At 32.1% G+C, this 12,692-nt stretch carries 13 protein-coding genes and 3 pseudogenes; 8 read left to right on the forward strand and 8 right to left on the reverse strand.

The window, feature by feature from the left end; genetic code table 11:
• Positions 1–3: 3 nt before the first annotated feature.
• Positions 4–1,332 (forward strand): annotated as a pseudogene (locus ACFEL1_RS07360) (MFS transporter).
• Here the strand turns inward: ACFEL1_RS07360 and ACFEL1_RS07365 are convergent.
• Positions 1,292–1,999, reverse strand: coding sequence for an HD domain-containing protein (locus tag ACFEL1_RS07365; protein ID WP_341762141.1), 708 nt, complete (start codon positions 1,997–1,999; stop codon positions 1,292–1,294). The pseudogene ACFEL1_RS07360 and the gene ACFEL1_RS07365 sit on opposite strands and share 41 nt — an antisense overlap.
• 238 nt (positions 2,000–2,237) lie before the next feature.
• Between ACFEL1_RS07365 and ACFEL1_RS07370 the strand changes: the two genes are divergently transcribed.
• The 3 genes from ACFEL1_RS07370 (at position 2,238) to ACFEL1_RS07380 (ending at position 3,236) form a co-directional block, all read left to right on the forward strand.
• Positions 2,238–2,492: a hypothetical protein gene (locus ACFEL1_RS07370; protein ID WP_375330942.1), complete on the forward strand. Its 255-nt coding sequence runs from the start codon at positions 2,238–2,240 to the stop codon at positions 2,490–2,492.
• A gap of 340 nt (positions 2,493–2,832) precedes the next feature.
• Positions 2,833–3,066, forward strand: a complete 234-nt coding sequence (locus tag ACFEL1_RS07375) for a hypothetical protein (protein WP_375330943.1) — start codon at positions 2,833–2,835, stop codon at positions 3,064–3,066.
• Positions 3,021–3,236, forward strand: a complete 216-nt coding sequence (locus ACFEL1_RS07380) for a hypothetical protein (protein WP_375331570.1) — start codon at positions 3,021–3,023, stop codon at positions 3,234–3,236. The genes ACFEL1_RS07375 and ACFEL1_RS07380 overlap by 46 nt, the downstream gene beginning before the upstream one ends.
• A 139-nt stretch (positions 3,237–3,375) precedes the next feature.
• On the opposite strand, the gene ACFEL1_RS07385 is transcribed toward ACFEL1_RS07380, so the two are convergent.
• The 3 genes from ACFEL1_RS07385 to ACFEL1_RS07395 are packed head-to-tail and all read right to left on the reverse strand — an operon-like array spanning position 3,376 to position 6,182.
• Positions 3,376–4,617: an MFS transporter gene (locus ACFEL1_RS07385; protein WP_375330944.1), complete on the reverse strand. Its 1,242-nt coding sequence runs from the start codon at positions 4,615–4,617 to the stop codon at positions 3,376–3,378.
• Positions 4,618–4,648: 31 nt separating this feature from the next.
• A complete protein-coding gene (locus ACFEL1_RS07390; protein ID WP_341763191.1) occupies positions 4,649–5,380 on the reverse strand; it encodes a PAS and helix-turn-helix domain-containing protein in 732 nt (243 codons plus the stop codon).
• A 43-nt stretch (positions 5,381–5,423) separates the two neighbouring features.
• Positions 5,424–6,182 carry a hypothetical protein gene (locus ACFEL1_RS07395; RefSeq protein ID WP_375330945.1) on the reverse strand — a complete coding sequence of 253 codons (759 nt, stop codon included), beginning with the start codon at positions 6,180–6,182 and terminating at the stop codon, positions 5,424–5,426.
• 335 nt (positions 6,183–6,517) lie between these two features.
• Here ACFEL1_RS07395 and ACFEL1_RS07400 point away from each other — a divergent pair, with 335 nt between their 5' ends.
• The gene (locus tag ACFEL1_RS07400; protein WP_375330946.1) at positions 6,518–6,871 is read left to right on the forward strand and encodes a hypothetical protein; all 354 of its coding nucleotides are present in this window, start codon (positions 6,518–6,520) and stop codon (positions 6,869–6,871) included.
• Between the two features lie 87 nt (positions 6,872–6,958).
• On the opposite strand, the pseudogene ACFEL1_RS07405 reads toward ACFEL1_RS07400, so the two are convergent.
• Positions 6,959–7,158, reverse strand: a pseudogene (locus ACFEL1_RS07405) (DDE-type integrase/transposase/recombinase); the annotation flags it as partial.
• A gap of 242 nt (positions 7,159–7,400) precedes the next feature.
• Between ACFEL1_RS07405 and ACFEL1_RS07410 the strand changes: the two are divergent.
• From ACFEL1_RS07410 to ACFEL1_RS07420, 3 genes and pseudogenes are all read left to right on the forward strand, one after another.
• The gene (locus ACFEL1_RS07410) at positions 7,401–7,634 is read left to right on the forward strand and encodes a hypothetical protein (RefSeq protein ID WP_375330947.1); all 234 of its coding nucleotides are present in this window, start codon (positions 7,401–7,403) and stop codon (positions 7,632–7,634) included.
• Positions 7,635–7,677: 43 nt separating this feature from the next.
• Positions 7,678–7,746, forward strand: a pseudogene (locus tag ACFEL1_RS07415) (hypothetical protein); the annotation flags it as partial.
• Between the two features lie 57 nt (positions 7,747–7,803).
• Positions 7,804–8,580, forward strand: a complete 777-nt coding sequence (locus ACFEL1_RS07420) for an ATP-binding protein (protein ID WP_375330948.1) — start codon at positions 7,804–7,806, stop codon at positions 8,578–8,580.
• A 21-nt stretch (positions 8,581–8,601) separates the two neighbouring features.
• Here the strand turns inward: ACFEL1_RS07420 and ACFEL1_RS07425 are convergent, their stop codons facing one another.
• From ACFEL1_RS07425 to infB, 3 genes are read right to left on the reverse strand one after another with little or no spacing between them, the layout of a single operon-like run.
• Complete coding sequence (locus ACFEL1_RS07425; protein ID WP_375330949.1) at positions 8,602–9,072, reverse strand: GNAT family N-acetyltransferase; 471 nt, start codon at positions 9,070–9,072, stop codon at positions 8,602–8,604.
• Between the two features lie 7 nt (positions 9,073–9,079).
• Positions 9,080–9,475, reverse strand: a complete 396-nt coding sequence (gene rbfA, locus ACFEL1_RS07430) for a 30S ribosome-binding factor RbfA (protein ID WP_375330950.1) — start codon at positions 9,473–9,475, stop codon at positions 9,080–9,082.
• Positions 9,476–11,974, reverse strand: coding sequence for a translation initiation factor IF-2 (gene infB, locus ACFEL1_RS07435; protein ID WP_375330951.1), 2,499 nt, complete (start codon positions 11,972–11,974; stop codon positions 9,476–9,478). It abuts the gene before it with no gap.
• Positions 11,975–12,692: the final 718 nt, after the last annotated feature.

A 12,692-nucleotide genomic window follows, 5' to 3' on the forward strand; every position in this document is an offset into this window, starting at 1 on the left:
AATATGAGCAAATTTGTACGAGCAGATGGCAGGGTTATCTATCCCCAAACCAGTCTTACTAGAGAACAAAAACAAGCTGTTGGGTTGCTGTCGATTGGGACGTTCCTTGAGTATTTTGATTTGATGCTTTATGTACATTTAGCAGTATTACTAAATGAATTATTCTTTCCCAAATATGATCCTTTTACCACTTCATTGCTTTCGGCTGCTGCCTTTTCTTCCACTTACATATTAAGACCTTTTGGGGCGTTATTGTTTGGTTATATTGGCGATTATTTAGGTAGAAAGACTGTCGTAATTATAACTACTTTTTTGATGGGTATTTCGTGTGTTATTATTGCAACTTTACCTACTTATGCTCAAATAGGGATTACTGCGTCTTGGATACTTGTAATTTGTCGTATGATACAAGGTTTGTCAGCAAGTGCTGAAGCATGTGGAGCAGAAATTTATTTAACTGAAAGTTCAAGCCCACCTATTCAATATTCATTAGTTGCCTTAATAACTGTGTTTTCAGCTGTAGGAACAACAGCAGCCCTTGGAGTTGCCTCAATTTTTACTAGTACAGATATTTATCAAAATGAATTCAGCTGGCGTACAGCTTTTTGGGTTGGGGCTGGCATTGCATTAATTGGTTCTGTTGCTAGGACTAGTTTAAAAGAAACTAGAGAGTTTGTGAATAAAAAAAAGAGGTTAAAAAATAGATTTATAGATAATAAAGTTGAATTTAATAAGCTGAATGAAGAAATTATTAATCAGCCAGTGCCAATTTCAACTTCAATCGCATATTTTTTTATTCAATGTGCTAGATCGCCATGTTTTTATTTCATTTATATATATTGTGGAGATATATTAAAACAAAAATGTGGTTTTTCGGCTAATCAAGTTATTAATCAAAATTTTTGGGTGTCACTGGTAGATTTATTTGGTTTAATTATGCTAGCTTATCTTAGCTATATAATCCATCCTTTAAAGATACTTAAAGCAAAGCTCTATTTATTTTTTGCTTCAATTATTTTATTCCCCATGGTGTTATCCTATAGCCTAAACTAGAATTATATTTTTATTTTTCAATGTTTGGCTGCTTTATTTGTGTTTAATAATGTGCCTGCAACACCAATATTTTATCGACATTTTCCTATCTTCAAAAGATTTACTCATACTAGTATATTAAGTGCCATAGCCAAATTATTCACTTATTTTATAACATCGTTTGGTTTAGTATTCACTACAGAATACTTAGGTTATTGGGGATTATTTTTAATTCTAGTACCTGTGGGCATAGGCTTTTTTATAGGAGTGTCTTATTTTGAGAAAATGGAGAAGCAATAACTTGAGATAGTTTAGTAAAAATATCAGCGTTATTTTTTATAACTCCTAATCTTATGTTATGCTTATAACATTTCTCATATAGGATATCGCAAAGCCATGGTAGCTCTACTACTTCACATAAAATTAAAGAATACTTTAAAGTTTCTTCAATTATCTTCTTCGCTTTTTCTGGAGACTTAGCTTCTAGAGTCTCAATATTGTGAAGCCTATCAAATATCTTAATAATTAAGGTATCATATTTCTTTTGTCTATATAACGATTCCATCATCTCCGCCGAGCTAATCTTGCCGTGAGGCTTGTTCCTGCTTAAGTCTTCTACTTGACTAGCAACCTGCTCCCCAAAAATATAAGCAATCATCTTTTCGGTAAGTTCTGTATCCTCGATGGTATCATGCAGTATGCTGGTAACAATAATGTCAGTGCGGAAAAGATAATCAGAAATCATATAAGCCACCTCTAGTGGATGGGAGTAATAAGGCTCACCAGACTGCCTCATTTGGCTGCCATGATATTTCTTGGCGTAATAAATAGCCTTTCTAACCTCATCAATATCTATTGGCCTATTTACTTCCTCATTCATCTTACGTAATTTATCCAGTAACCTAGTAGCATATTGACAAGGTGCATACTTTGAGTTGTCCCAATAATTGATTTCTTCTTCTTCCATAAAAAAACCATACTCTATATTTTAAATATATAAGTTAAACTAAAAATTAGAATATTACTAGGAATTTATTATATTTTTTTGAAAAAGATGAATATTGTGTAAACTATAAGTGACTAGACAAATATTATCAGCTTTTGAGGATAAACAAAAAAAAATGTAGAAAACATTTTGAAAAATAATAATATTATGCTACTATGTTATAATACTAGGCAACTAATGCGATTTTTAGATTATAGAAATGTCAAAAGATAATTTAGATACTGACAGAAATACCGATAGTAAATTTGTTGAAACAGAAGAAGAAAGAGAAAAACGACTGGATCGTGAAGAATCAGCTAGGAAACTAAAGGCAATTCTCTTTGTATTTATACCGCTTTTAGTTGCTTTCCTAACCTTCACTTATTTCTTTCTTAATTCAATAGAAGAAAAAAGTAAACTACTAAAAGAACAAACAAGTCAAAATATATCAACACCAAATAGCTCAGCAAAATAGGTGTATTTGGCTAAAAAAATTAGTTTATTGGTTGAAAGGATAACATAAGGCTGTTTTTAAGAGCGATACAGTTGTTATATGGATTTAAAATTTGTTACTTTAGAAACGCTTTAAATCAGATGGTATTTTTAGGAAAAAAGTAAAAATTGCAAAGTTACCAAGAACGCTAACTATTCCATAGATGATCCATCCATAGAACGTTCTAGTCTAGTTTTAGGGTATGATGGTTAGTAATATGTAAGATTAAATCTCCGGGCTGTTGAAAAAGTCATAAGAAGGAGTGGAAGAAAGTTAAGATAAGAAATAAGATGTATTTTTATGCTTAAATGCAGGTGTAAAGATGCAGGATTATAAATCTGATCAAGAAGGTGTGAGATGTGATAGCGTTAGCTTAAGGTGCATGATACCTGATGATCATTTATTAGTGAGAATTCATGAAAGTAAAGAATTAGATAGTACTAGGGAGTTTGCTACTTATGCAGGACTTACACCTAAACATAGAGTATTTGGAAAAGTGCTATATCAAAGATTGGTTCAGCTAAACTACGTAAAGCACTATACTTTCCTGCTATAGTAGCTAAAAATCATAACCCTATATTTAAACAATTTACCCAAAAGCTATCTAGTAAGGGTAAACCTACTAAGGTTATTATTGTTGCTATTATGCGTAAATTATTACATATTGTCTTTGGAATAATTAAAAATAATTCTATCTTTAATCCTATTTTAGCCCTTGACTCTTAAGACAGTATCAGAACCCACCGTCAAGTTAACTTGAATTTAACAAAAAATGAGTATTTTGTGAACGATACTATGCTGCTTACAGACCGAAAATTTTGTTAAAATTGGCGTTTTTCAGTTAACTTGACGGTATCGTTAAAACTTATATTATATTTTTATATGTTTCTTTGTAAAAAAATATTATAAAAATAGCTAAAATAGCTAGGAAGGTTAAATAATAAGACATCGCTAATCTATCTCCTGTAACCTGATATATCCAAGCACCAATCATAGGGACTGTCCCTCCAAATATTGCTGCACTTATGTTGCATGATAGTGCTACTCCTGTAAAACGAACACTAGTTGGAAATAGTTCCACTAGAATCGTTGGTATTGCACCCATATGAAATGCTACTATTACAGCAAATAAAATTTGTGCTGTAGTTGCAAGATAATAAGATTTAGTATTTATCATGAGAAAAATTGGGTAGGTGAGTATTATAAGTGCTAGGCAACTAAAAAGAATTACAGGTTTGCGTCCTATCTTATCTGAGATGTAGGCAGTAATAGGAAAAGTAATGATCATGGTAACTAAAGTTAAGCTTCCTAATGTTGAGCATTCAGTTTGGCTATATCCAAGGGACAACATGTAGTTTGGAATGAAAATAGTTGCAGCATAGAAAGGTGCTGTAACATTAATATAAAGACCTATTGCTAACCAAAGTTTTTTCTTATAGTTTAATAGTAGTTCTCGCAAAGGGTATTGTAAGACTAGTCCACAATCTCTTACCTTGGCATATATTGGGGTTTCTGAAATGCTATTTCTTATGTACATTCCTATCATACCAACAAAAAAACTACTAATAAAAGGTAATCGCCACCCAAAAGACCATAAATCTTCTTTTGATAACAAGGAACTGAGTAAATAAGCAATTATTATCCCTAACAACATTCCTAAGCATTGACTAATATATACAATACTTCCAATTATACCCCTGTTATTTGCTGGTGCATGTTCTGTAAGGTAAATAACGCAACCACTAAATTCCCCACCTAATGAAAATCCCTGAACTAACCGTACTATAGTTAAAATTATTGGAGCAACTAAACCAATTGAATTATAACTAGGTAGTAATCCTATTATGGTAGTGGGAACTACCATTGTCAAAATACCTATAACCAAGGAAATACGTCTCCCAAATTTGTCACCAATATTACCAAAAATAATTCCTCCAAGCGGTCTTACCACAAACCCAGCTGCAAATATTGCAAAAGTCAGTATTTCACTAATAGAACTATTTGGCAAAAATTTTTGTTTTAGTATATAAGCAAACTGAGCATATAAAATAAAATCATACCATTCCAATGCGTTGCCAATCATACAGGTTAAAACAATTTTTTTCATAGAAACTTATTTTTTAGACACAAGAATAATACTAATTTGGAATGTAATGTAGGAAACCACTATTAATTGCTTTTTCTATAAGTTGAGATTTATTACTGCACCCTAACTTTAATTTGATTATCGCAAAGTATGATTCCACAGTACGTACTGACAGGTTTAATATAGTGGCGATTTCTTTCATGGATTTACCACGTAACAATAAGAATACACATTCTTGTTGTTTTTTGCTTAAAGGAAGAGGAGAATGCTCCTGATTTAAAATATAAATTATAGGTTTATCCTGCGAATTTATAAATTTTTTATCAAATTGATTTAATGCTAGATACCAATTAAACATATTAGTGTTAGATATGTCCATAACTTGACCAAATATCCCAGTGATTTTCCCATCTTCTTGTTGTATGGGGATCTTATGACTCATTAAGGTTTTCCAGCCAGATGAATAATTGCAAATATATACGCTTAATATTGCCTTAGCAGTCTCGATAACTTTCTGATCAAGGGTTATAAATTGCTCAGCTGCTTTTACGGCTTCACAAGGTATGTCAAAATCTGTTAAATCAACGCAGTGGTCTGGACTCTTCCAACCCAGTAGTAGAGCATAATCTTTACTAATAACGGAATACTTAGAATTGATGTCTTTAGCGATAACAAAGCCAGGTACATTTACTATAGAAGCAAATTCAGATTTTAAATCGTTTTGTTTACTACAAATTATTGATGTATTTTGTACTGAGCTTTTATCTTGGACAGGCTTCAACATAATTTGTTACACGAATATTTTGTTGTTATAATTAGCTGGACACTTAGTTGGACACCTCTACACTATAAACTATTTTTTCAATATTACCATTATATCCTAGTTCTCCTATAATAATCTTGGAGGCTTTACATACCATATTTTCTTTGAAAGAGACTGCTACTCTCTTTGCAGTATCCTGTAATTCAAGCCTTGGTGGGTATTGGTAAAACAACGTCATATGAGGATTATATAACTCCAAAACTCCACTAACGCCATAATTATCGACTTGTTCACGTTGAACATTTGACATATCTTTATAAACATCTTTAGAGCGAGCTAACGGATGTTTGTGGAAAGGGCTAGCTAAATGAACGATTAATGCGTGTAATTCCTGAAGATATTTAGTTTTTTCTGCCCCTAAGTCTATCCACCTATCTGCAGTAGAGTAAATATTACTAAAGTTTAAGGTAAAAGGTTGGAGTTTTAGTCCTTTAATTTTGTCATATATTTGTTGTAAATCTTTTGTTTCATATGCTCCGTGATATAAGGTAACATGCCAATAATTTTTAACATTAGTTAAATGACTTAATATTTTTGCAATATCCTGATTTAGTTTCTCAGCTACTCTTACACATTTTTCTTCTGGTAATATAACAATCCCATATTCTTTTATATTATTATTTTTTCCTGCTGCTAATGTTCCACTACTATAAGCAAGTACAAGCCAAACTATAACAAAGAAGAAGAATGACTTTTTAATTAAACTCCTAACAGTTGCATATGACATAGAGCATTTTCTTAAATCCTGTACTTGAAATTCCATAATTATACCTCAAAATTATTTTTTAATTATCGGATGACTAACTTTATACATAAATAATATGTAAAAAATCAACTCAAATCAATACCATAAAAAATACTGTAGTAATTAATACATCAGTATATAACTCCACAGTAAAAAATCAGACTATTATTTACCGTGAAATTATGATTATAAAGTTATAATAATATTTTTTCTAATATTAAGTAAAGTAATAAATAGGATTTACTAAATGATTAAAATAAATATTTATAGTAGCAATCAATCAGCCGACCTTATCTAGGCTTACAACAGGCTATGCGGACAAACATAACATTAGCAAATAAAGGAAGTAGAACATGAATTACCAAATATTAGCCTTGGTCATTGGAGTATTTAGCCTAATCATCGGACAGATATTATTAATACTACTCTCGGTCAAATGGCTTAATCAAATCAGATCAACCTGTAGTGACATCAAGGTTATTTGCAATAATTTTTCTAACGTCTACATCAAAGCACAAGATGAAATAGTAGCTCTATATCAAAAGAGTACAGAGCTAGCTAATAGTACAGTTAAGAAAGAACATCATATATTACATGCTACCTTTCAGTTAGAAGACATAAATGTCAATCTTAAAACACTACTTGACGAGTGTAAAGTATTTACTAGCTCTAGCAATACTATGCCACAGACCAAGGAACAAAAATAATTAACATTAACTAACTAACCCCAGTTGATTCTGTCACATCTGTAAATCGTGGTCTAGCGAGAATCGTAAAACCTCAGATTTTGGACATTATGATGCCATGAGCATAACAAAATTTTCAAAAGTAGAAAAATTATTATTAGCTCCAGTAATTTGTCTTTTTTGAATCATACGAATATTTTCTATATCAGTGATAGTAACCGCAGCAGAACAAAAAATTTTAAACCAAGCATTGGTTTAGCTCGTTTCTTGATAAAGCGGTGGTCTTATTCAACTATATTATTCAGATATACTCTTCTGCTCCTACGAATTGTTTTTTGAAAATATCATGGATTTGCATGCGTAACTATACCATATGTACGCTACGCCTTCTCACCATTCATTTTCAAATCCAATTCTTCAAATCATTTGAGTATAGTTGCAAGAATGGAAGATATAAAAGATTAGAGAAATTAAGATTGATCAATAAATATGGACTTTACTCCTAAATGGGTTTACTATTTAGGAATAAAATCCTAAATAGTAAACCTATATGTATACAAGATATTTCAAATTAAACTTAAATCACAAGCAAACAGCTTTCTTATGGGGAGCTAGAAAAGTAGGAAAATCAACTTACTTAAAAAACCTATACCCTAATTCAATATATTATGATCTATTAAAAACTGACTTATATTTTAAGTATCTAAAACAACCATCAAATTTTAGAGAAGAAGTATTAGCACTACACTCAGCTAAGCTTGATCTTCCTATAACTAGTAGATGAAATACAAAAAGTACCAGCGTTACTTGATGAAATACATTGGCTCATAGAAAATACGGATAGTTATTTTATTTTATGTGGTTCAAGTAGTAGAAAATTAAGAGCATATGGTACAAATTTATTAGGCGGTAGAGCAATAAAATATAATTTTTTTCCATTAGTATACCCTGAGGTGAAGGAGGATTTTGATCTTTTAAAAATATTTAATAATGGCTTAATTCCATCGCATTTTATCAGTAATAATCCTCGTAAATTACTAAAAGCATATGTTGAGGATTATTTAACTAATGAGATTCGGGCTGAGGGACTGGTAAGAAATATTACAGCGTTTAGTAGATTTATAGATAGCACGGCTTTCTCCTCTGGCGAACTAGTGAATTATTCTAACATAGCTCGCGATTGTTCTATTGATGCTAAAACAGTTAAAGAATATTACCAAATATTGGTTGATAGTTTGGTAGGATATTTAGTTTATCCCTATCAAAAAAAAATTAGTAGAGAAATTATATCATCTAATCCTAAATTTTATTTTTTTGATGTAGGCGTTGCAAGTAGTATTAGCCAAAATCATTTTAATAATACCAAAGGATCAGAAGCAGGAAGGGCTTTAGAACATTACGTATTTACTGAGTTACAAGCATATATAAACCTAAATGATTTAGATCATCGTATAAATTATTGGCGTACTAAGACAGGCGTAGAAGTGGATTTTATAATTAGCACTATTACTGGTAAGCCATTACCAATTGAAGTAAAAATATCTTCGAATGTTCATAAAACTGAAATAAAAAGTATAAAATCTTTTATGGAAGAGCATCAAGTGGATCAAGGATATGTAGTTTGCTTAGAAGATAATTCAAGGAAAATATGCCTAGATAATCGAGAAATAAATATACTGCCAATAGAAGAGTTTTTAAAAAAATTATGGAATCATGAGATTTTTAAGTGAATATTTAAAATAATAACACTATTATTCATTAGAGTTATATAATTTCATTCCTTCATGTGTTGCTTCAAAACCAAGTCTTTCATAGAACTGTTTGGCTCTTGGACGTTTTTTATTAGTTGTAAGCTGAACAATGGAGACACCTTTTGATTTGCCATATTTCATTGCAATACTCATCATCCATTCACCAAAATGTTGTCCTCTATACTTTTCTGAGATACGAACAGCTTCAATTTGCATCCTAGTTGAACCTATGAAAGTTAGCGATGGCATGATAGTCAAATGGCAAGTGCCAACTATTTCTTTATTCATTTCAACTATCATCAAATATTGATTTGGATCACTATCTATCTTGTAGAACGCATCAATATAAGCTTGATCCAATTCTGCTGAAAACTGTTCTCTTGTTTGTCCAAGTTCATCTTCTAAAAGAAGGTTAACAATTGTTCTTAAATCAGCAATTGTGGCTTTGCGATGGGTAAGGTTTTGATTCATTGTAATCCTAGTTCACTCGATTAGTTTCAACTTGCTTCAATAACTCCTCAACTTTGTAAGCATTATCAAATCCGTGATCATAATGAAAACGAATTTCTGATGAATATTTTAAATTAATTTTAGCAGTTATAAAGTTTCTTATAGCATATTTCGAATTATTTAAAGACTCAGTAAGTTGTATCTCATTAAAAGTAGTATTAAATGGTAAAAAGTAACAATCTGCTACTTTTAAATCAGAAGTAACTAAGACTTTAGTAATAGTTACTGGACAATTAATCAGACGTTCATCTAACATCTTACCACGCCTTAGTACTTCCACTAATGCTTCATTTATTAATATTGCCACTTTTTTTTGCCTTTGTGACCTATTTTGTGACTTGTCTTTATCAGAAAGTTTTTGCATTTACAATAATTGTTTTTTTTCTTCAATAATTTCGAAGACTTCTACTATATCACCTTCTTTTATATCATCATAATTTTCAAAAGCGATACCACATTCAAAATTCTCGTGAACTTCTTTGACATCATCTTTAAAACGTTTTAGAGTCTTAAGTTTTCCTTCGTGAATAACAATATTATCTCGTAACAAGCGAACTCCAACACCTCTTTTAATAGTACCCTTGGTAACATAACTACCTGCAACTTTACCAACTTTTGAGACAGTGAATAGCTGTCTAATCTCTGCTGTACCAATATATTGTTCACGAATAATTGGTGAAAGCATACCACTCATTATTGATTTAATATCATCTAACAAATTATAGATAATGGAATAATATCTAATATCCACTTTTTCTTTTTCTGCCATAGCTAAAGCATTATTATTAGTTCTAACGTTAAAACCAACAATAATAGCGTTGGATGCTTTAGCTAAAGTAACATCTGACTCCAATATTCCACCTACTGCATGATGTAAAATCTTTAAACGAACTTCATCATTTGGCAACTTTAATAGACTAGTGATAATTGCTTCAATTGAACCTTGCACATCACCTTTAACAATTATCGGTAACTCTTTTATCATACCGCTATTACCGGAGGCTTTTAGGAATAATTCTTCTAGAGTTGATCTTTGGGTAACAGAAATTTTCTTTTCTTTTGCAAGGCGTTCACGATACTCTACAATATCTCTAGCCTGCTTTTCATTCTGCACTACATTAAACTGATCTCCTGCTCGCGGAACTTCATTTAAACCATAAATCTCTACTGGTAAAGTTGGTTCTGCCTCGGTAAGATCTAATCCTTTATCATTATTCATCCTCTTAATTCTACCATATTTCGTTCCAGCAACTACTATATCTCCATTTCTTAGAATACCACGTTGTACCAATATAGTAGCAACCGCTCCTTTACCTTTATCAACTCTTGCCTCTATGACTACCCCAGCAGTGAGTCCGCTAAAGTTAGCCTTAAGATCCTGCATTTCTGCAACCAATAATATAGCCTCTTCTAACTTATCTAAATTAGTTTTCTTTAAAGCTGAAATTGGTACAATTATAGTATCACCTCCCAACTCTTCACTAACTAAATCATAAATTAATAGATCATTTTTAATTCGGTCAAGATTAATATCCGGTTTATCTATCTTATTTATTGCAACGATTATAGGAACATTTGCCGCTTTAGCGTGATTAATTGCTTCAATCGTTTGCGGCTTTATTCCATCATCTGCAGCAACTACTATAACCACTATATCTGTTACCTTTGCCCCTCTAGTTCTCATATCTGAAAACGCTTCATGTCCTGGAGTATCAATGAAAGTAATAGCCCTACCATCAGCCAAGGTGACTCGATAAGCACCAATATGCTGGGTAATCCCACCTGTTTCCTGACTTGCCAAATCAGTTGACTTTAAAGCATCAAGTAACGAAGTTTTACCGTGGTCGACATGTCCCATAATCGTTACAATAGGAGCCCTATGCTTTAAATCTTCTTCCTTATCAGCTTCACTAATCAATATATTTTCAACATCGGACTCTTGAACCCTTTTTACTGTATGCCCTAAGGTCGTAGCAACAAGCTCTGCTGTATCTGCATCAATTGTTTGGATGGTTGTAGCCATAATACCGAGCTTCATCAATTCTTTTATAACATCTGTGGCTCGCTCAGACATTTTATTGGCTAGATCTCCTACAGAAATAGCTTCCGGAATAATAACTTCCCTGTATACTTTATCTGGTGTTTGTTGCTCGGCTTTACGTTTTTCTTTTTCTCTAGCTCTTTTTATTGATGCAAGGCTTCTAGTTCTACCAGTATTATCGCTTCCATCTGCGTCAAGCATATTGAAGATATCTGCCTTTTTTAATTTTTTAGACTCCTCAACTTTAACCTTTGGTACTACTATTTTATTATCACCAGTCTTATCCACCCCAAAAACATCTTCAGGTGCAACGCCAAAATTACTCTGAGAACCAATCAGTGTTGATCTAACAAAAGACTTGGATGGGTTGTTATCCTGTGAAGATGTAGGTGCTAATGTAGTAGGTGGTATTTCAGAATCATTTTCGATATCTTGTAACTCATCCTGAACATTTTCTTCAATATCGTCTATATAGTCTTTTTTCACAGGTTGATTGATAGTTGCAAGTTTACTCAGAGTGCTAATCTTACTATCAGTACTCTGAGATTTTGCATCTTCTGCTGCTTTTTTTAAAATAGTTAAGCGTCTGTTAAATTCTTCTCCAGCAGTAGATTCGCCGCCTTGAGAAGTAGAACCACTAGACCAAAGTTTGTTAAAAGACAAAGTATTAGCTGGAGTGCTACTCTTCCTAACTTCTACAATTGTTTTTGCAGAACTAACAAAACCTCTAGTAACATTGGTGGGTTGGGTTGGCTTACTAAGCGATAGTTTAGGACCACCAAGTGTTAGTTTCTTTGGTTTAGGTTCTTGGTTATTCGTCATAAATATTAAACCTTTAAATAGCAATTATATTTGTGATAAAGTTTTTTAAATAATTTTGCTATGTGATTAATGATTAACAGATATACTCTTCTGCTTTAAAGAATTGGCTTCTGCAAATATTTGTGGGGAATAGTAAGGTACACTCACCCCTTGTTTGTTGTCTCCATTCTTCAAATCATTTGAGTATATCGAATAATTTACAAATTTCTAATTTATCATTAGACCTTTTGTAGAATTCACTTCTGTTAGGGAATTTGTAGGAGACACGAAACCTTGACCCGCAACGTACTCTAGAGTACGTGAGGAGCAGAGTACCGGTATCACACACAAATTACCAGTAGAAGTAGAATGATGCAAGAGGTCTATTAGATTTTCTCTTGCACTTGACTTGCATCTTATGCTTACACTATAATACCATTTTTTTTAAGGGAATTGTTAATTTTTTCTTTACCCAAAATTAAATTACCAAGTTTCTGTTATTAGAAATGGCTAATTTTGCTAGTAGTTCTTCAGTATATCAATAAAATTCTTAGCACTAATACTTAATGCTAAATTTTTTAAAATTTTCTTGCTTTGACTGACAACTAATTAAACATTTTAGATCCTCGTCTACGCACATGGCAACTTAAGTAGTTTAGGTAGCATCCCCACAACTGTTGAAAGTTAAAAAATCGTCATCGCGAGGCGTCGATAGACGCCGTGGCGATCTCATGAAGTA

This window comes from Candidatus Tisiphia endosymbiont of Oplodontha viridula (genome assembly GCF_964264865.1).
GTDB lineage: Bacteria > Pseudomonadota > Alphaproteobacteria > Rickettsiales > Rickettsiaceae > Tisiphia.